Here is an 18239-nt window from a genome sequence, read left to right as displayed (position 1 = left end):
TTCATTCCAAGGACCGACACAGGAGGAGGCGCAGATGAGCACCGTCGACTCTGCCGAGCCCAGCACCGAGATCCCCTACGGCGACAGCGATTTCGTCGTCGTGGCAAACCGCCTGCCCGTCGACCGCGATCCCGACGACGAGAATCGCGGATGGCGCACCTCACCTGGGGGTTTGGTCACTGCAGTGGCTCCAGTGATGAAGGCCCAGGAGGGGGCGTGGATCGGGTGGACGGGCGTCGCCGACGAGGATTTCGAACCCTTCACCATCGACGGCATGCACCTGACCCCGGTGACTCTGACAAGTGAGGATGTCCTCAGGTACTACGAAGGGTTTTCCAACGCCACACTGTGGCCGCTCTATCACGATGTCATCGTCCCTCCCGAGTACCACCGCACCTGGTGGGATGCGTATGTGCGGGTCAATGAGCGCTTCGCGGCCAAGGTCGCCGAGGTGGCTGCGCAGTCCGCGACCGTGTGGGTTCACGATTATCAGCTCCAGTTAGTTCCGCAGATGGTCCGACGTCTGCGGCCTGACCTCGCGATCGGGTTCTTCAACCACATTCCCTTCCCGCCCTACGAGCTCTTCGCTCAGCTGCCGTGGCGCGACGAGATCCTCCGCGGGCTCCTCGGTGCCGACCTCATCGGGTTCCAACGGCCGGCGGACGCAGCGAACTTCCGCCGTGCCGTCCGCGGGCGTCTGGGATACGCGACGAAGGGGTCGACCGTCTCGGTTCCGCCGGGTGATTTCCTCCCGGCCCACCTCGTCCGCGCCGAGCCGTTCCCGATCTCGATCGACACCCCTTATCTCGAGGAGCTCGCCCGCGATCCGAAGATCGTCGAGAGGGCGAAACAGATCCGCGAGGAGGTCGGCAATCCTCGGGTGGTCATGCTCGGCGTCGATCGGATGGACTATACGAAGGGCATCCGCCACCGGCTCAAGGCGTTCGGGGAGCTGCTCGCCGAGGGCCGACTCGATGTCGAGGATGTCGTGCTCATTCAGATCGCGACACCATCGCGGGAGCGGCTCGAGCAGTACAAGATCATCCGCCACGACGTCGAACTGGCCGTCGGGCGGATCAACGGTGAACAGGTCGATGTCGGATCGATTCCCGTGCGCTACCTCCACCATTCCTATCCGCGCGACGAGATGACAGCGTTCTTCCTCGCCGCCGATGTCATGCTCGTGACCGCTCTGCGGGACGGAATGAATCTCGTTGCCAAGGAATATGTGGCGTGCCGAAGGCGAGACGACGGAGCCCTCGTGCTCTCCGAATTCACCGGGGCTGCCGAACAGCTCAAGGGCGCGGTGATGGTCAATCCCCACGACATCGCCGACCTCAAGGCGGGCATCCTCGAAGCCGTGCAGATGGACGAGAGGACTCGCACCCGCCGGATGAAGCAGATGCGCAAGAGGGTCGCCACGGACACCGTGAGCCGGTGGTCGAAGAACTTCCTTGCCGAACTCGAGCACATCAAGGACAATCCCGAGGTCATCGTCCCCGAACGGCCCGTGGTGCAGAAGAACCGGACCGCACCGCCGCCGGATGTGCCGGCGGCCCCATCAGATCGCGCCGACAGACCCGATGATGCCGAGTGGACAGACGATATCTCCACCGCCCGCTAGGAGAAGAACAGTGACATCGAAGCCGACCGTGCTCGGTCCTGCCCCCTCCGCCCCCGCCGAGGTGGCCCTGCGCGATCTCGCCACCGCCGATTCGCTGCTGCTGGCCTTGGATTTCGATGGGGTGCTCGCACCTCTTCAGGACGATCCCTCGACGTCCCGGATGGTCCCCGAATCGGCCTCGGCCATCGCGGCGCTTGCCGGTCTGCCGCGCACTCGGGTGGCGCTGGTGTCCGGACGCGATATCGCCACCCTGCGACGCCTGTCCGAGGCGCCGGACTCGGCGTGGCTGATCGGTTCGCACGGCGCAGAGGCCGAGCTCGGCACCGACGCTGATCGCAATCCCGACACCGCAATGGGCCGGTCCCCCGAGCTCGCTCCGGCCGAGGCAGCGATGCTCGCCGCCATCGACACTCACCTCGACGCGTTCGAACACACTCTTCCGGGCGCTGATGAACGCCCCGGTTCGGCCGCGGCGACCACAGGTGCGGCCGCGACGACGGGTTCGGCCGCAACGATTGGCGCGAGCGACTCAGGCCATGCCGACGGCCCCTCGGATTTCCTCATCGAGCGCAAACCCTATTCGCGGACGGTCCACACTCGCGGACTCGCCCCCGAGGCCGCCGCTGCCCTCCATGAACACGCCCTCGACGTGGTCGAGGAGTTCCCGGACATCCGTGTCATCGAAGGCCACGACATCACCGAACTCGCCGTCAAACAGGCGACGAAAGGCGACGGCATCCGGCTGCTCGCCCGTGCCGGCGAACCGACGGCAATGGGCTACCTCGGCGACGATGTCACCGATGAGGACGCCTTCGCGGCCCTCGACGAACTCACGGACTCCCGTGCTCTGAACGCTGGTCTCACCGTCAAAGTCGGGTCCGCCCCGACTCGCGCTTCATGGCGGATCGCCGATCCTGCAGCCGTGGCCGAACTGCTCGGCCGCCTCGTTGCCGAACGCACGGAATTCCTCCGCACCGCCCACGACTGAGGTCGAGCCGCCTCGCCGAGGATGATCCGGTTCGCGACCGGCATCGGACCACCTCGGCGCACTCCGGTCGATCCGACTCACCGGTCGGATCCACGTCACGGCAGGACCGCCTCGGCGAGAATGATTGCGATCGAAACCCGAGATCAGCGGCGCTGCGGGGGCACGGCGCTGGCCCGGAGGACGAGATCCGGGTCGACCGTGTAGTCGACATGTACGCGCGCGTCACCGGCGGCGATCATCGCGCGGATCTCGTCGATCGCCGACTGCGCCACGGTCGCCCAGTCATAGACGACCTGCGACAAGGGCGGTTGGACGACATCGGCGTCGGGGACGTCGCCGACCGTGAGCAGGGACAGGTCCCTGGGAACGTCGAGTCGCAGCCGTTGGGCGGCCTCGAGCATGCCGAAGGACAGGGACGGGGCGCAGGCGATGACAGCGGTGCAGCGCAGGTCGAGCAGCTCCTCGGCGGCTGCGACTCCGGCCATGGCTCCGCCGGCAGCCTCGACGACGGGGGCCTGATCACGGGTGGCGGGAATGTGGAGGATCCCTGCCATCGATCTGCGGAAGCCGGCGATCCGGGCCGGGGCAGCCGAATCGCGCAGCACGGCGAGCCCGATGCGTTTGTGGCCGAGGTGGACCAGGTGGGCCACGGCGGTCTCGATTCCGCCGGTCGCGTCGAGGTAGATGCGCGAGATCCCATCGTCGTGGCGGGCATTCGAAATGCGGATGAGCGGCAGCCCACGTTCGGCGAGCATCCCCGCAAGCACACCAGCGGCACCGCCGCCGACGACGACGGCTCCGGAGATCGTGGGCCCGCCGTGTTCACTGCCGAGGATCGTCTCGAGGAGGGCCTCATTGCGTTCGGCGATGGCCTCGATGTGGACGACGGCGATGCCGAGTCCGAACATCCGGTTCGTCAGGATCTCCGCAAGCCGCGAATACGGGTCCACGTTGCCTGCTGACACCGCGGGTTTGATGAGCGCGATGAGCGACGAGCCGGCACCCGATCCAGCCCCAGCACCGGATCCTTCCCGTGTGCCGGATTCGGCGTACGGGGTCTGGCCGGCAGCGCCGAGGATCGCCAGAGCCTGCCGCACCTTCGCCGACGAGGCGGCCGACACCGATTCGGGATCGCGCAGAGCTCGTGAGGCGGTGGCTTTCGAGACTCCGGCAGTACCGGCGATCTCGGCGAGACGGACGTGCCGGTGCTCGGGCAGATGTTCGCTCATTGACGGGCCGCCGTCGTCGAAGTTCGGGCGACGAGTCGAGGACGGAACACCGGAGGCACCGAAGGCAGACCCGTCGTCGAGATCCGCAGGGTCTGCAGCGTCGCATCGATGAGGGCATTCGACAGCCCCTCGACGTCGAGGCCGAGCACCGTGGCCGGCGGGCCCGTGAACTTCATCGTCGGGGAATCGCCGAATCCGACGACCGACATGTCCCGCGGCACCTGCAGATGCCGGTTCCGCAGACCGTGGAGGGCTCCGTGCAGCTGCAGCGCGGACTGGACGATCACCGCTGTGCAGGTCGCATCCTTGAGTTCGAGCACCGCACGCGATCCGCCGGAGAACGACTTCGGCACCCGTGAGATCCAGTCCTCGAGGTTGAGCCCGAGATTTCTGGCCGGATGTTCGGCGAGGAAGCGGCGGATGAGCTGGACGGCCAGTTCACCGCTGTCGTTGCAGATCAGCCCGATGCGCCGGTGTCCGATCGCCCGCAGATGCTCGAAGGCCGTGGTCATCCCACCGCCGAGGTCGAGGCGCGCGGCGATGACCTCCGTACCGGCTTCGGAGACCTCCTCGGTGGCGGACTGTTCGGCGACGCGGATGCAGGGGATCTCCGTATTCAGACTCGTCATCGTCGTGGTCACCAGGGCCACTGCGCCCGCCTCGATTGCGGTCTGCAGCGGTTCCGGGTCGGTTTCGACGAGCGGGCGGGTGACGAGGAGATCATGATCTTGCAGGGCCTTGGCCACGCGGGTGCAGACCTGGACCTGCCAATGTTCGGGATTGCCGGGAGCGCTGACGGCCACGAGCCGCCTCGGCGCATCATGGAGCAGGGTCGAGCGCGAATAGCCGAGCTCGCTCATCGCCTCCAGCACCTTCGCCCGGGTCGACTCGGCGACGGCACCGCGGCGACCGAGCACCCGGGAGACCGTGGCCAGAGAGACTCCGGCCCGGGCGGCGACCTCGTCCAACGTGACCTTCATACGAGTCAGTCTACTTTCGCGCCGCGGTCTGCGTCGGCGCATCCGGCGGGGGTGGACGCCGCGGTATGCGTCGGCGCACAGCCATCGTGCTGAGAATCACTCTACGCTTTGTCGAATTCACAGAGCACCCCAATCATCCACCCCTTAGGATGAGAGTGACTGAGCATCCCTGCCGGGTCACCGACGACCAGCTGCTCACGGAGTTATTCAGAAGTTTTAGGAGGACTTATGTCAACGGTGTCGTTGAATGGCCTCAGTCATGTCTACGAGAACACGACGTCCGAATCCGTCCACCCGTTCAATCTCTTCGTCGATGACGGAGAGTTCCTCGTCCTCTACGGACCCAGCGGGTCGGGCAAGTCGACGATCCTGCGAATGCTGCACGGACTTGAGACCCCGAAGTCCGGCACGATCCTCATCGACGGCGCGGATATAACCCACGCGGCCGTCAACGACCGCGATGTCACCCTGGCCCTGGAGAGCTACGCGCTCTACCCGCATATGAGCGTGCGCGACAATCTCGGCTTTGCGCTGCGCGTCGACGGCCTGCCCGCCGACGAGATCACCGAACGCGTCGAATCCGTGATGGACAAGATCGGGCTGAGCGACATCCTCGATTCGGTTCCCGGCGACCTCACCCAGCTGCAGCGCCAGACCGTGGCCCTGGCGCGTGCCGTGGTTCGCCGACCCAAGGTGCTCATCATGGACGAGCCCGTGGTCAATCTCGTCCCCGAGCAGCAGGCTGAGACCCTTGCTCTCATCAAGCAGCTGCAGCAGGAGTTCGGGCTGACGACGATCTACGCCACGTCCGATCTTGAGGATGCGAAGGTCCTCGGCGACCGGATCGCCTTCCTCGACCGCGGACGGCTCATCGGCGTGGAGACACCCGACCTCGCCGAGGCGCTCGTGGCCTCGGTCTCCGACACGGACTCCTGAGCAGTGTCGGGAACCCTGCCCCCGCCGGACCCGTCAGCACAGGCCTCACCGTCGGCGACGCCGCCGAATATCGCAGCCGCATCTGTCGGTGGCGCGGCATCGGTCGGTGCGGCCGTTCCCGCGCCGGAGATCCACACTGTCCGGAACGCCGATCATGCGGCCCTGGCCGAGCTCCCCTGGCACCTGCCCCTGGCCGAGTGGCCGGAGAAGCTTCTCGGCGGTCTGCCCCGCGGAATCTCCCGCCACATAGTGCGCTATGTCGAGATCGGAGACGAAGTCCTCGCGATTAAAGAGACCGACGATGCGCAGGCCACGCGTGAGTTCGACATCCTCGGCGCGCTCGGCAACCTCGACGTCCCCCTCGTCGAAGCCCGCGCCGTCGTCGGAAAGCGCAGAACCGCATCGGGCCAGGCACTCAAGGGCGCTCTCATCACCGCCTATCTCGAATTCTCGCTGCCCTACCGTGCACTGTTCTCCCGGGACCTGGCCGAGGACACCGGCGGCCGCCTCGTCGACGCTCTGGCTGTTCTGCTCGTCCGCCTCCACCTCGTCGGCTTCTACTGGGGAGACGTGTCCCTGTCGAACACGCTCTTCCGCCGCGACGCCGATGCCTACGCCGCCTATGTCGTCGACGCCGAGACCGGCGAGCTGCACGACCAGCTCTCCGACGGACAGCGGAACATGGACCTGCGGATCGCGCGGATGAACATCGCCGGGGACTTCCTCGACCTGCAGGCCGCGGGACTCGTCGCTCCCGAGACCGATCCGCTGGCGGCCGGTGAACGGCTCTGCGAGTCGTACAACGCGCTGTGGGCGGAGCTGACCCGGGTCGAGGAATTCAGCGTCAACGAACGCTGGCGCATCGACGAACGCATCCGCCGCCTCAACGACCTGGGCTTCGACCTCGGGGAACTGACAGTGACGACGGATCTCGACGGGATCAGCCTCCTCGTGTCCCCGAAGGTCGTCGAACCCAACCACCACTCACGGCGTCTGCTGCGCCTGACCGGGATCGGCGCGAACGAGAACCAGGCCCGAGCGATGCTCAACGACCTCGATTCGTTCCGTTCGGCTCCCGAGATCGCCGAATTCGACGAACTCGACGAATCCCAAGCCGCCCGCCGCTGGCTCGACGAGGTGTACAAACCCCTCATCCAGGCGATCCCGGAGAACCTCACCCGCAAGCTCGAGCCCGGGCAGATCTTCTACGAGTTCGCCGAACACCGCCGCACCATGGCGCGCGCCCGCCAGCGCGACATCCCCACGATGGAGGCCATCGCCTACTTCATCGTCGACTACCTGGCGAACCTCCCCGACGAGATCCGCTACGTCGACAGCAAGAAATTCTGACACCCTCCCCGAGGCGGTCCCGACCTCAGCCGATGTTCCACAAGGTGAAACGGGAACGGCGGGACCGCCTCGGCGGGCATACCTTTGAAGTCCACGGAGCGACATCGGTGTCGCTCCGGAACCGAACCCCGCCCGGAAGGATTCCCGATGTCGACGAACGAGCCGATGCCCACGAACGAGAACAACCCGTCGATCCCGTCCCTGTTCGACCTCAGCGGGCGCACGGCCGTCGTCGTCGGGGCCGGCTCCGGACTGGGACAGGCCAGCGCGATCGGGCTCGCCGATGCGGGGGCGCACGTCGTCGTCGCCGACCTCAACCTCGCCGGCGCCGAGGAGACCGCCGCCCTCATCGCCGCTCGCGGCAGCGGGTCAGCCGCCCACTCCACGGCGCAGGGTACGGCGGCGGACGGATCGGCTGCGCCGGGAGCGGACGGAACGGCCACGGCTGCAGCCGTCGATATCACGGACACGGCCTCCGTCGATGCCCTCGTGGACGCCTGGGCCGATGCCGAGATCCTCGTCATCACACCGGGGGCGAACGTGCGCAAACGCCTCGTCGACACCACCGATGACGAGTTCGACCGGGTCATCGACATCAACCTCAAGGGCACGTACCGGCTGATGCGCGGATTCGGCCGTGAGATGGGTGAGCGGGGTCGCGGATCGATCGTCACCTACGCCTCATTCCGGGCGCTGGCCATCGAACCCGGCCAGGGAATCTATGCGGCCGCGAAAGCCGGTGTCGTCCAGCTGACGAAGACGATGGCCAGCGAGCTCGGAGGCAAGGGCGTGCGCGTCAATGCGATCCTGCCCGGCCCGTTCGACACGCCCCTGACGCAGCAGATCAAGGCCGACGGGAAATGGTGGGACGCGTATGCGGACAAGACCGCCCTGGGCCGCTGGGGTCGCCTGCACGAGATCGCCGGGCCCGTCCTGTTCCTCGCTTCGGACGCCTCGAGCTATGTCACCGGGCACTCGCAGCTCGTTGACGGCGGCTGGATGGCCCAGGACGGACGGTTCACCCCCGACGTGTGAGCACGGCGGCCTCCGGGCGGCCAGCCATGTGGACTCGTTGTCCCTGACATCGCAGCCCGTGGCGGCGGATCTCCGCCGTCGCCGTGTGAGACCTCTGCTGTGTGAGATCCGCGACGCTGCCGGGCGGAGTGACCAGTGACCGCGCGGGGGTCCGGCGAGACAATATTCATGATTATGCAAGAATATTCAGATGACCGTTTCGCACACTCCGCCCACCCCGCCGCCGCACACTCCCACAGGAGTGCTGCGGCAGCTGGGGCGACGCAAGTCGATCAGCGCCATGACCGCCGAGGCCCACACCGATGCGCAGACCGCGCAGCAGGGTGGGCTGCGGCGGACCTTCGGCGTCTTCCAGCTGACGATGATCAGCGTCGGCGCCACCTTGGGCACGGGAATCCTCGTCATCCTTGGCGAAGCCGTCCCTGTGGCCGGCCCCGCCGTGTGGCTCGCTTTCGTCCTCGCCGGAATCACCGCGCTGCTGTCGGCGGTCAGCTACGCCGAAATGGCCGGAATGGTGCCGGTGTCCGGGTCGAGCTACTCGTATTCCTACGCCACCCTGGGTGAGGGCGTCGCCTGGGTCTGCGGCTGGTGCCTCGTCCTCGAATACGCGGTCTCTGTCGCGGCGGTCGCTGTCGGCGCCGCCGACTACGTCAACGAGACCCTGCGCGTCTTCGGCCTCGAGCTGCCCGCGTCCCTGACCACAGGGCCGGGCCTGGCCGAGTATCCGGACGGAGTCATCAACGTCTCGGCCCTCATCGTCGTGGCCCTGGCGACCGTGCTGCTCATGCGCGGCGCCCGCGAATCCGGTGTCGTCAACACCATTCTCGTATTCGTCAAGATCGGCATCCTCGTCTTCTTCGCCATCGTCGCATTCACTGCGTTCAAGGCCGGCAACTTCGCGCCGATGCTGCCGATGGGTGCCGCCGGAGTCACTGCGGCCGCATCCAGCGTGTTCTTCTCCTATATCGGCTTCGATGCCGCGTCCACGGCCGGTGAGGAAGCGAAGAATCCGCGCCGGGATCTGCCGCGGGCGATCATCTTCTCGATGCTCATCGTCACCTCGATGTACGTCCTCGTCGCCGTCACAGCGATCGGTGCACGGCAGTGGCAGTGGTTCGACGGCGCCCACGCCCCGCTGGTCCAGATCGTCGAGGAGATCACCGGGTCGAATATCGCGGTGCTGCTCTTCGCGGTGGCCGCAGTGCTCGCGATCTTCTCCGTCGTCATCACCGTGCTCTACGGTCAGTCGCGGATCCTGCTGACGATGGCCAGGGACGGAATGGTGCCGAAGATCTTCGGCCGCGTCTCCCAGCGCACCGGCACTCCCCTGGTCGGCACTCTCATCGTCGGCGGCCTTGTGGCCATCACGGCGGCGTTCATTCCGCTCGGCGAACTCGCTGACGCCACGAGCATCGGCACCCTGTTCGCGTTCTGCCTCGTCAACATCGCCGTCATCTACCTGCGGTTCAAACGCCCCGACCTCGAGCGCTCATTCAAGGTTCCGTTCGGGCCGGTCGTGCCCGCGCTGGGAGCCGTGGCGTGTGCGTTCCTCATGGTCAACCTCGGCGGGCGGACATGGATCGTCTTCGGAGCGTGGATGGCCGTCGGCGCGATCGTCTACTTCACCTACAGCCGCCGCCACTCAAGAGTCGGGGCATTGGACGAGCAGACCTACCGCACCTCCCTCTAATTACTACCTGACGGCGGCCCAGCAACCTCGCGCGAGGTTGCTGGGCCGCCGTCAGGTAGTAAGAGGGGTCAGGGGCGGCGGGCTCTTGCCACCTCGTAGAGGGACACGGCAGCGGCGATGCCCGCATTGAGCGACTCGGTGGTCGCGGCGATCGGGATCGACACGATCTGATCGCACTTCTCCGCGATGAGCCGCGACAGCCCCTTGCCTTCGGAACCGACGACGATGCACAGCGGGTCGCGGGTGAAGGTCAGCTCGGGCAGCTCGACGTCACCGTCCATGTCGAGGCCGACGACGAAGACGTTCTGCTTCTTCAGCTCGTCGATCGCCCTGGCCAGGTTGACCACCTGTGCCACGCGGATTCGCGATGCGGCGCCGGCCGAGGTCTTCCAGGCCGCGGCCGTCATCGAGGCGGCGCGACGTTCGGGGATGATCACTCCGTGACCGCCGAAGGCCGCCGTCGACCGAACGATGGCACCGAGGTTGCGCGGATCCGTGATCCCGTCGAGGGCCACGAGCAGCGGCTTTTCGGCGCGTTCAGCCGCGAACTCGAGCAGATCGGAGGGATCGGCGTAGTCGTAGGGCGGGACCTGCAGGGCGATGCCCTGGTGGATCGCGTCATCGGTGAGCCGGTCGAGGTCGGGCTTGCTCGCTTCGAGCATCGAGATGCCGCGCTGAGTCGCGAGAGTGATGGACTCGCGGACCCGATCGTCGGAGTCGATGCGCCCGGAGACGTACATCGCGGTGGCCGGAACGCCCTCGCGCAGAGCTTCGAGGACCGAATTGCGCCCGGCGACCATATTCGGTCCGAGTTCCTTCTTCTTCCGCTTCGCCTGCGCCGAGGCGTTCGAGCTCTTGCGCTGCTGCGCGGCCTTGTGCGCCTTATGATAGACGCGGTCCTCGGCTTTCGGCGTCGGTCCCTTGCCGCGCAGGCCGCGCTTGTTCTTACCGCCCGACCCCTTGGTCGGACCCTTCTTCGAACCGCCGGAGCGGGGATTGGAAGCCATCTGATTCCTTCAAATACGTTGGGGCCGCGAGCTCGTGCCCGTGGCCGAAATTCGTCGCCCTCAGCCCTCGCCGAGGTGGTAGCGGTAGCCGTCGGACGTGTCCTCGATGACGACGCCGGCCGCGGCCAGTTCGTCCCGCAGGGCATCCGCGGTGGCGAAGTCCTTCTTCGCCTTCGCCTCGGCCCGTCGCTCGGCCATGGTGGCCACGAGGGAGTCGAGCGCCGACTCCGCCTTGGCATCGGCCGCGGAACCGGCCCAGACCTCAGCGCTGGGATTGACACCGAGGATGTCGAGCATGAGCTCCACCTCGGCGACGATCCGCGTCAGGCCTTCCCGGTCGCTGCCGGAGTCGAGGAGCTTCGCCCCTTCGCTCACGGAGGCGAAGACCACGGACAGGGCACGAGGCACACCGAGGTCGTCGTCGAGGGCGGCGGCGAATTCGGCGGGCACGTCGACGCTGCGTGAACCGTAGGCGTCGCTGACGTCCGGCAGCGCCGGCGCGTCCGCGCCGAGCGTCTGGCGGGCGCGCTGGAGGAAGTTCTGAAGCCGTTCGAGCGAGGCCGCTGAGCGTTCCATCGCCTCGTTCGAGAAGTCGAGGATCGACCGGTAGCTGGCACCGGTGAGGAAGTAGCGCACGGCCAGCGGGCTGAACGTGTCGAACAGGTCGGAGGCGAAGACCGAATTGCCCAGAGACTTCGACATCTTGTCCCCGCCCACGTTGAGCAGGCCGGAATGCATCCAGATGTTCGCGAACTGGTCCCCGGCGGCACGGGACTGCGCCAGCTCGTTCTCATGATGCGGGAAACGCAGGTCGAGTCCGCCGCCGTGGATGTCGAAGTTCGACCCCAGGTACTTCGTCGACATGGCCGAGCACTCGATGTGCCAACCCGGTCGGCCCCGACCCCACGGTGAGGGCCAGGAGGCGGTGATCGGCTCGGAGTCCTTGTGCGCCTTCCACAGTGCGAAGTCCCGGGCGTCCTTCTTCCCGCGCAGCTCAGCGCCCTCCGACAGTTCCATGTCGTCGAGTCTCTGGTTCGTCAGTGCCCCGTAGTCGCTCCACGAGGCGGCGTCGAAGTAGACATCGGCGCTGCCGTCGAGCGCGGGGTAGGCATGACCGGCTTCGATGAGGCGGGAGATGAGTTCGATCATCTCCGTGATGTGCCCGGTTGCGCGCGGTTCGCTGCTCGGCGGCAGAACGTCGAGCGCGTCGTAGGCTGCGGTGAAGGCGCGTTCGTACTTGTACGCGTGAGCGAACCACTCCCGCCCCTCTTCGACGGACTTCGACAGGATCTTGTCGTCGATGTCGGTGACGTTGCGGATCACGGTCACCCGGTAGCCGCTGTAGAGCAACCAGCGACGTAGGGTGTCGAACACCGAGGCCGACCGCAGGTGGCCGATGTGCGGCTCGCCCTGCACCGTGGCGCCACAGACGTAGATACCGACCTGACCGTCGTTGACGGGGCGCAGTTCTTCGGTCGTGCGGCTGGCGGTGTTATAGAGCGAGATAGTCACGCCCACAAGTCTACCGGGCCTGGCTGATTTCCCCGTTTCCCGATATTCGATACACGACTGTTACGCGGCTCACGTGATGCGTGGCACATCACTCAGCAAGTTCCCAGTAAAGTGGACGCAAGAAATGAAGACCGAGGCGAGAGACCTTCTCGCATAGCGGACTTCGAACGAGCCCGACCGTCTCACAGACGAGACTGCGTGGGCTGACTCGGTCACGAATCCCCGGGACCGCCACAGAAAGGACACCATGTCTCTCAAGACATCACCCCAGAGGGAGGTCTTCGCCACCCGCGGCGCGTTCATCTTCGCTGCCATCGGTTCGGCCGTCGGCCTCGGCAACATCTGGCGCTTCCCCTATGTCACCTACGACAACGGCGGCGGCGCCTTCATCATCCCCTACCTCGTCGCACTCCTGACAGCGGGCATCCCGCTGCTGTTCTTCGACTACGCCATGGGGCACCGTTCACGCGGCTCGGCGCCACTCTCGTTCCGCATGGCATCGAAGGTCGCCGAACCCATCGGCTGGTTCCAGACCGGAGTCGCCTTCGTCATCGGCATCTACTACGCAGCCATCATCGGCTGGGCCGGCTGCTACATGTTCTTCTCCCTCAACCAGGCCTGGGGAGACGATGCGGCCACCTTCTTCCAGTCCGACTTCCTCAACCTCTCCGACCCCGGAATCTCGATGGAGTTCGTGCCCGCGGTGCTCATCCCGATCATCATCGTCTGGATCATCACCCTGGGCATTCTGCTTCTGGGGGTGCAGAACGGCATCGCCGGATTCTCGAAGATCTTCATTCCGCTGCTGGTGATCCTGTTCCTCGCACTCGTCGTCAGGGCACTGTTCCTGCCCGGTGCGGCCGAGGGCCTCAACGCCCTCTTCACGCCCGACTTCGCAGCTCTGACTGATCCGAATGTGTGGATTGCGGCCTACGGGCAGATCTTCTTCTCTCTGTCCATCGGCTTCGGCATCATGATCACCTACGCCTCGTACTTGAAGAAGAAGACGAACCTCACCGGCTCCGGCCTCGTCGTCGGCTTCTCGAACTCCGCGTTCGAGATCCTCGCCGGCGTCGGCGTCTTCGCCGCTCTCGGATTCATGGCAGCAGCACAGGGCACTCAGGTCTCCGAGGTCGCGGACTCCGGCATCGGCCTGGCGTTCATGGCCTTCCCCACACTCATCTCCGAGATGCCCGGCGGCGGACTGTTCGGCTTCGCGTTCTTCGCCTGCCTCGTCTTCGCCGGCCTGACCTCGCTCGTCTCGATCGTCCAAGTGCCGATCCAGGCGCTGCGTGAGAAGTTCAGGTTGGGGAACAAGGCATCGATCATCCTGGTCGGCGGTGTGATGGCAATCATCTCGATCCTGCTGCTGCCCACCGTCACCGGACTCTACGTGCTCGACACGATCGATGCCTGGGCCAACAACATCGGCATCGTCGGCGGCGCCGTCGTCGGCCTCATTGTGATCGGATGGGCGCTGCGGAAGCTGCCGGTCCTGCGCGATCACCTCAACGCGATCTCGAGCTTCAAGGTCGGCTGGTTCTGGATGATCATCCTCGGCGGAGTGACCACGCTGGTGCTCGCCTATATGCTCATCCATCAGATCATCACCTACGCCACCGAGGGATACGAGGACTACCCGACCCTGATCACCGGGGTTATGGGCTGGGGCATGATCGGCCTGCTCGTCGTGGCAGCGATCGTCCTCACGCTCATCAAGTGGCCGAAGCAGACGATCGACGAGGCGGAGGCGGCGATCGCCGATTCCGCAGCCGAAGAGAATCTCCGCAACGAAACCAAGGGAGCCTGAAATGGGTACCTCAGCAATCATCATGATGGTCATCGCCATGGTCACCGTATGGGGCGGACTCGGCGCCGCGATCATGCACCTGCGCAAGCACCCCGACGAGGAGTGAGCACCGCGCCCACTCCGACGGCATGAGACGACGAAGGCGGTCCGATCCCTGATGACAGGGATCGGACCGCCTTCCTCGTGCTCATGTGTATTTCCCTCGCCGAGGCGGCCGGGCCGTGGTCACGGCCGCCTCGGCGAGGCCGGCGTGACCTTGCGGTCATCCCGGCGACGGTGCCGCGGTTACGCTTCGGCCACCTCGGCGGGCCGGTTGAGTCGACTGTGCTTCCGCGAATAGGCGAAATACACGACGAGGCCGATGACCAGCCACACGAGGAAGCGGATCCACGTGTCCATGTTGAGGTTGAGCATGAGATAGAAGCAGACGATCGCGGAGACGATCGGCAGCACCGGGACGAACGGAACCTTGAACGGGCGCTCGAGCTCCGGACGGGTCCGACGCAGCACGATGACACCGATCGAAACAAGCACGAAGGCCGAGAGCGTGCCGATGTTGACGAGCTCGGCGAGCGTCGACAGGGGCACGAACGCGGCGATGACCGCGATGATCACGCCGGTGATGATCGTGAACCGGTACGGGGTGCCGAACTTCGGGTTGGTCTTCGCCAGCCACTGCGGCAGCAGGCCATCGCGAGCCATGGAGAAGCCGACGCGCGTCTGCCCCATGAAGAGGATCATGCACACGACGATGAGGCCGATGCAGGCTCCGATCGCAATGAGGTTGCCCATCAGGGGAAGACCTGCATTGACGAACGCGGTCGCCAGCGGGGCACCGTCTTCGGGGTCGATGTCCTTGTAGTTCTGCATACCGGTGATCACCAGGGAGACGGCGATGTAGAGTCCGGTGACGATAGCCAGGGAGCCGAAGATGCCGATAGGCAGGTTTCGCTGCGGATTCTTCGTCTCCTCTGCTGTGGTGGCAACGACGTCGAAGCCGATGAACGCGAAGAACACCATGGCTGCTGCTGCGAAGATGCCTCCGATGCCGAAGACGCTCGGGTCGAGTCCGAAGAGCCCTTGAACGACAGGCAGGTGCATCATCGATCCGCCGGTGTCGGCAGGCTCTTCCGCCGGCGGGATGAACGGCACCCAGTTCGAGACCTTGACGAAGAAGAGCCCGACGATGATGACGGCGAGGACGACGAGGACCTTGAGGAAGGTGACGATGATGTTGATCCGGCTCGACAGCTTGATGCCGGTGACCAGAACGATCGTCAAACCCAGTACAAGCAGCCCCGCGGGCAGGTTGATCCAGCCGCCCTCGGCCGTGGCGATGGCATCGGGGATGGCGAACGGCGTGCTCTCGAGGACTACCGCGAGGTACTGACTGAATGAGGTCGCGAGCGCTGCCGACCCGACGGTGAATTCGAGGATGAGATCCCAACCGATGATCCAAGCCAACAGTTCGCCCATGGTCGCGAAGGTGAACGTGTAGGCGCTGCCGGCAACCGGCACCGTCGACGCGAATTCGGCGTAGCACAGCGCCGCAAGGCCACAGGCGACGCCGGCGATGAGGAAGGACAGCGCGATGCCCGGCCCGGCGTTCGTCGCGGCGGCGTGCCCGGTGAGGACGAAGATGCCGGCGCCGATGCAGACGCCCACGCCGAAGATGACGAGGTCGAGTGCGCCGAGGTTCTTCTTCAGCTGATGTTCGGGGTCTTGAGTGTCACGGATGCTCTGCTCGATGGACTTCGTGCGTTTCCATTCGCCTGCCATGACTCCTCCTTTGCAGTATGGCAGTGAGAACCGCACCGCCGAAGGTGACGCGGATCACTGAGATTGAGTTTACCGGTCAATGATAAACCACAATGTGAGACGTATTCACCACTCTGGCCGTCGCCTCAGATCGCGGCTCCGCCCACTGCCTGCGATCCCCGTTCCGCCAGGGACGAACCGCCGGACGCAACAGCGCCGACTTCCGCTCCGCGTACCCCTCAGAGTGCACGAGACCGACGACCGATCGAGGCTGCCCGACGGACGGTTCCGCCCTCTCTGAACCATGTCAGCGCACGTAAGTGCACTGATTTCCGGACCGACCTGGTCGAGCCCAGCGTGCTTGGTTAGGGTGGGGGCTGTGAGCACCCCATTCCGGGGTAGGCTCAGTCCACTTCGGGTGTTCCCATCCGCGGACACCCGTCACCGAAGACATTTAGGAGACGCAATGCCACAGACCGTCAAGGGCGTCATCTCTCGCAGCAAGGGAGCCCCGGTCGAACTCACCGACATCGTCATCCCGGACCCGGGACCAGGCGAGGTCGTCGTCGATGTGAAGTCGTGCGGCGTCTGCCACACAGACTTCCACTACCGCGAGGGCGGGATCAGCGATGACTACCCGTTCCTGCTCGGCCACGAGTCCGCCGGAATCGTCTCGGAGGTCGGCGAAGGAGTCACCGAGGTCGCGGTCGGGGATTTCGTCATCCTCAACTGGCGCGCCATCTGCGGCGACTGCCGCGCCTGCAAGCGCGGCGAACCCTGGTACTGCTTCGACACCCACAACGCTTCACAGAAGATGACCCTGCCCGACGGCACCGAGCTCGAAGCCGCTCTGGGCATCGGATCCTTCGCCGAGAAGACACTCGTCGCCGCGGGTCAGTGCACGAAGGTCCCCGAAGCGGACCCGGCCGTCGTGGGTCTGCTCGGCTGCGGAATGATGGCCGGGATCGGAGCTGCCATCAACACCGGTGAGGTCACCCGCGGCAAGACCGTGGCCGTGATCGGCGCCGGCGGTGTCGGCTGCGCGGCGATCGCCGGTTCGGCTCTGGCCGGGGCAAACACGATCATCGCCCTCGACATCGATGAGAAGAAGCTGTCCTGGGCCAGCGACTTCGGTGCCACGCACACGGTGTCGACGAAGGGCATGAGCGAGGACGAGGTCGTCGCGGCGATCCAGGAGCGCACCGGAGGCTTCGGCGCCGATGTCGTCATCGACGCCGTCGGACTTCCCGCCACCTGGCGGCAGGCCTTCTACGGCCGCGACCTCGCAGGCACCGTCGTTCTCGTCGGTGTGCCGACTCCGGAAATGGAGCTCACGGTTCCGCTGCTCGATGTGTTCGGCCGCGGCGGCAAGCTCAAGTCCTCCTGGTACGGTGATTGCCTGCCCGACCGCGACTTCCCGATGCTCGTCGACCTCTACCAGCAGGGACGTTTCCCGCTCGAGAAGTTCGTGTCCGAACGCATCGGCATCGGCGATGTCGAATCCGCTTTTGAGAAGATGGCCAAGGGCCAAGTCCTACGATCGGTGGTGGAACTGTAATGACAGCTATTGAGCATCTCGTCACGTCTGGCACGTTCTCCCTGGATGGAGAGACGCACGACGTCGACAACAACGTGTGGATCATCGGCGACGATTCCGAGGTCATCGTCATCGACCCGGCCCATGATGTCGATGCGATCGCCGAGGCGGTCGGATCCAGAGACGTCAAGGCCATCCTGCTCACGCACGGTCACGACGATCATGTGCGCGTCGTCCGCGACTTCGCACAACGGGTGGGCAACCCCACCGTGTACCTCAATCCCGATGACTATGTGCTGTGGGATATGACCTTTGAGAACTACCGTCCCGACGGACAGATCGCCCACGGCGACACATGGACCGTCGGCGGAATCAAGCTCAAGGCCCTGCACACTCCCGGCCACTCCCCTGGTTCGACGTGCTTCTTCGTCGAGACTGGTCTGCCGGCTCCGGCATCGGCCGGTGCCGGTCGGGCCGTCGGTCCGGTGCTGTTCTCCGGAGACACCCTGTTCAACGGCGGCCCCGGAGCCACGGGACGGTCGCATTCGAGCTTCGAGACCATCATCGAATCGATCCGCGACGTGCTCTTCCCGCTGCCCGAGGCGACCGTCGTGCTCACCGGGCACGGCGATTCCACGTCGATCGGCGCGGAGAGCCCGGCCCTCGAGGACTGGATCAAACGCGGACACTGAGCCGCCGCAGGCCGGGCTCAGACCGCTCGCCGACTAAGACGCAGGTCGCATAGCCGACCTGCCTGCGGTCAGGCTGTGACCGACCAGCGCA

Annotated in this window: 15 protein-coding genes; 10 read left to right on the top strand and 5 right to left on the bottom strand. The window is 65.7% G+C overall.

The genetic code is table 11. The annotated features are described in order from the left end of the window. Positions 1 to 34: 34 nt before the first annotated feature. Together ACU4IU_RS12300 and ACU4IU_RS12295 are read left to right on the top strand one after the other, a co-directional pair. On the top strand, positions 35 to 1624 hold the full coding sequence (locus ACU4IU_RS12300) for an alpha,alpha-trehalose-phosphate synthase (UDP-forming) (RefSeq protein WP_139468138.1): 1590 nt from the start codon (positions 35 to 37) through the stop codon (positions 1622 to 1624). Positions 1625 to 1634: 10 nt separating this feature from the next. Next, positions 1635 to 2612 carry a trehalose-phosphatase gene (locus ACU4IU_RS12295; RefSeq protein WP_446656870.1) on the top strand — a complete coding sequence of 326 codons (978 nt, stop codon included), beginning with the start codon at positions 1635 to 1637 and terminating at the stop codon, positions 2610 to 2612. Positions 2613 to 2755: 143 nt separating this feature from the next. On the opposite strand, the gene ACU4IU_RS12290 is transcribed toward ACU4IU_RS12295, so the two are convergent. Further along, entirely contained in the window at positions 2756 to 3841 is a 1086-nt protein-coding gene (locus ACU4IU_RS12290; RefSeq protein WP_139909074.1) for a substrate-binding domain-containing protein, read from the bottom strand. After that, positions 3838 to 4821 carry a LacI family DNA-binding transcriptional regulator gene (locus tag ACU4IU_RS12285; protein ID WP_139468135.1) on the bottom strand — a complete coding sequence of 328 codons (984 nt, stop codon included), beginning with the start codon at positions 4819 to 4821 and terminating at the stop codon, positions 3838 to 3840. Before ACU4IU_RS12285 ends, ACU4IU_RS12290 begins: the two co-directional genes overlap by 4 nt. A gap of 228 nt (positions 4822 to 5049) precedes the next feature. Between ACU4IU_RS12285 and ACU4IU_RS12280 the strand changes: the two genes are divergently transcribed. The 4 genes from ACU4IU_RS12280 to ACU4IU_RS12265 all read left to right on the top strand — a co-directional run bounded on the left by ACU4IU_RS12280 (position 5050) and on the right by ACU4IU_RS12265 (position 9832). Next, positions 5050 to 5757, top strand: a complete 708-nt coding sequence (locus ACU4IU_RS12280; protein ID WP_229663984.1) for an ABC transporter ATP-binding protein — start codon at positions 5050 to 5052, stop codon at positions 5755 to 5757. Between the two features lie 3 nt (positions 5758 to 5760). Continuing rightward, a complete protein-coding gene (locus ACU4IU_RS12275) occupies positions 5761 to 7107 on the top strand; it encodes a DUF4032 domain-containing protein (protein WP_446656869.1) in 1347 nt (448 codons plus the stop codon). Between the two features lie 147 nt (positions 7108 to 7254). After that, positions 7255 to 8142: an SDR family NAD(P)-dependent oxidoreductase gene (locus ACU4IU_RS12270; protein WP_446656868.1), complete on the top strand. Its 888-nt coding sequence runs from the start codon at positions 7255 to 7257 to the stop codon at positions 8140 to 8142. A gap of 190 nt (positions 8143 to 8332) precedes the next feature. Beyond that, on the top strand, positions 8333 to 9832 hold the full coding sequence (locus ACU4IU_RS12265; RefSeq protein ID WP_446656867.1) for an amino acid permease: 1500 nt from the start codon (positions 8333 to 8335) through the stop codon (positions 9830 to 9832). A 68-nt stretch (positions 9833 to 9900) separates the two neighbouring features. On the opposite strand, the gene rlmB is transcribed toward ACU4IU_RS12265, so the two are convergent. Next, positions 9901 to 10839 (bottom strand): 23S rRNA (guanosine(2251)-2'-O)-methyltransferase RlmB, encoded by a 939-nt coding sequence (rlmB, locus tag ACU4IU_RS12260; protein ID WP_446656866.1) that lies wholly within the window; start codon positions 10837 to 10839, stop codon positions 9901 to 9903. Between the two features lie 60 nt (positions 10840 to 10899). Continuing rightward, complete coding sequence (gene cysS / locus ACU4IU_RS12255) at positions 10900 to 12351, bottom strand: cysteine--tRNA ligase (protein ID WP_446656865.1); 1452 nt, start codon at positions 12349 to 12351, stop codon at positions 10900 to 10902. A 247-nt stretch (positions 12352 to 12598) separates the two neighbouring features. On the opposite strand from cysS, the gene ACU4IU_RS12250 reads away from it, so the two are divergent. Together ACU4IU_RS12250 and ACU4IU_RS12245 are read left to right on the top strand one after the other, a co-directional pair. Then, the gene (locus ACU4IU_RS12250; RefSeq protein ID WP_139909077.1) at positions 12599 to 14161 is read left to right on the top strand and encodes a sodium-dependent transporter; all 1563 of its coding nucleotides are present in this window, start codon (positions 12599 to 12601) and stop codon (positions 14159 to 14161) included. Between the two features lies 1 nt (position 14162). After that, on the top strand, positions 14163 to 14267 hold the full coding sequence (locus ACU4IU_RS12245) for a methionine/alanine import family NSS transporter small subunit (RefSeq protein WP_139468130.1): 105 nt from the start codon (positions 14163 to 14165) through the stop codon (positions 14265 to 14267). 179 nt (positions 14268 to 14446) lie between these two features. Here the strand turns inward: ACU4IU_RS12245 and ACU4IU_RS12240 are convergent, their stop codons facing one another. Further along, a complete protein-coding gene (locus ACU4IU_RS12240; protein ID WP_139468129.1) occupies positions 14447 to 15940 on the bottom strand; it encodes an amino acid permease in 1494 nt (497 codons plus the stop codon). Positions 15941 to 16385: 445 nt separating this feature from the next. On the opposite strand from ACU4IU_RS12240, the gene ACU4IU_RS12235 reads away from it, so the two are divergent. Both ACU4IU_RS12235 and ACU4IU_RS12230 read left to right on the top strand, forming a co-directional pair. Continuing rightward, positions 16386 to 17477: an S-(hydroxymethyl)mycothiol dehydrogenase gene (locus ACU4IU_RS12235; protein WP_139909079.1), complete on the top strand. Its 1092-nt coding sequence runs from the start codon at positions 16386 to 16388 to the stop codon at positions 17475 to 17477. Further along, complete coding sequence (locus ACU4IU_RS12230; RefSeq protein WP_172171513.1) at positions 17477 to 18148, top strand: MBL fold metallo-hydrolase; 672 nt, start codon at positions 17477 to 17479, stop codon at positions 18146 to 18148. The genes ACU4IU_RS12235 and ACU4IU_RS12230 overlap by 1 nt, the downstream gene beginning before the upstream one ends. Positions 18149 to 18239 lie beyond the last annotated feature (91 nt).

The organism is Brevibacterium sp. CSND-B09, assembly GCF_052906525.1.
This window is presented reverse-complemented; position numbering and strand designations above follow the sequence as displayed.